Here is a 1,174-nt window from a genome sequence, read left to right as displayed (position 1 = left end):
ATCAACAAAATCTATCCAGATGGTGCGCACATCATCAAAGACGCCAGCCTAGTTATCGAAGACGGTGAGTTCACGGTTTTCGTTGGCCCATCCGGTTGTGGTAAATCAACTATGCTGCGCATGGTAGCTGGCTTAGAAGAGATTTCTTCAGGCGAAATGTGACTAGACGGCGAGTATTGGGATGGTTTTCCAATCCTACGCACTCTACCCACATATGACGGTAGAAGAGAACATCGCATTTGGTCTGAAGCTGGCGAAAAAGCTCAGTGCAGACGAAATCAAAAAAGCAGTGAAAGATGTCGGCGAAATGCTTGAGCTGACAAACCTTATGAAGCAAAAGCCAAGTCAGCTCTCCGGTGGTCAGCGTCAACGTGTGGCGATTGGTCGTGCGATTGTCCGCAACCCGAAACTTTTCCTTCTTGATGAACCGCTATCGAACTTAGACGCGTCACTGCGTGTTCGTATGCGTCTTCGATTAGCGGAATACCATCAGAAATTGAAATCGACGGTGATTTACGTAACGCACGACCAAGTTGAAGCGATGACTCTTGCAGACAAAATCGTGGTACTGCGTGATGGTGCGATTGAGCAAGTCGGTTCGCCGTTAGATCTTTACTACTTCCCGAAAACTCTGTTCGTTGCAGGCTTTATTGGTTCACCAAAGATGAACTTACTGCCAGCGACACTGATTTCTGCTTGTGAAGAAAAAGCGCACGTAGAAGTCGGTGACTACAAATTTGAAGCGGAAGTGAATGCTCAAGGAGCGACACAAGGTGCGCTAATGACATTGGGCATTCGTCCTGAAGATATTCACCTCGATGAGAAAGGTGTTGGCGTTATCGTTGAAGGTCTTGAGCGCCTTGGAACGGAATCATTGCTTTACACAACACTGGTGCGCGGCGGACAAGAGGTACTAGTGCGCGTTCCGGGTACGGTACATGTTGAAGTAGGACAGCGTTTGAACATCCGCATCCCTGCTGAAAAGTGTCATCTATTTGATAGCAAAGGTAAGGCATACGAGCGTGGTCATACGCTTAATGACCTAATCACGTTGCCACCTCAAGTGCAGCAAGCAAGTTAATTCCGATAAGAATAATAAAAAAGCCCGCGGGCGAGCGGGCTTTCGATTACTGCGTTAGCAACGGTTGCAGCCAATGCCAACGTGAACATTAAT

The 1,174-nt window shown here is 47.7% G+C and carries 1 pseudogene; it reads left to right on the top strand.

Features of this window, described 5'->3' with window-relative positions:
• Positions 1–1,081: pseudogene (locus KIV40_RS29250) on the top strand (ABC transporter ATP-binding protein); the annotation flags it as partial.
• Positions 1,082–1,174 lie beyond the last annotated feature (93 nt).

Source organism: Vibrio sp. D173a (assembly GCF_030248475.1).
The sequence above is the reverse complement of the archived record's forward strand: the minus strand, read 5'-3'. Positions and strand labels throughout refer to the sequence as shown.